Below are 234 nucleotides of genomic sequence, written 5' to 3'. Positions count from 1 at the left end.
CAAGAAGAGGCCTTCAGGCTCTATGTCGCCGAGAAGCTGATGCCCATCTGGCGGGCTTTTCCGGGCGTCAAGGAAGTGCGCGTACTTTACGCCCTTGAACGCGACGAGGGCGCGCCGTCTTATCCGATGGTCCTGTCCACCATGTACGAAAGCCGCGAGACGCTGACGGCGGCACTGGAATCTCCCGTGCGCCACGAGAGCCGCGAGATGAACAAGGGCCTGCTTGAAATGTTC

The 234-nt window shown here is 60.7% G+C and carries 1 protein-coding gene; it reads left to right on the top strand.

Annotated features, from left to right (window positions below; all coding sequences use genetic code 11):
• Positions 1 to 234, top strand: a 234-nt coding sequence (locus ACPYOI_RS37115) for an EthD domain-containing protein (RefSeq protein WP_481424312.1), incomplete at both ends; no start/stop codon positions are given.

It is taken from the genome of Rhizobium sp. SVR5-2C (genome assembly GCF_056755115.1).
The sequence above is the reverse complement of the archived record's forward strand: the minus strand, read 5'-3'. Positions and strand labels throughout refer to the sequence as shown.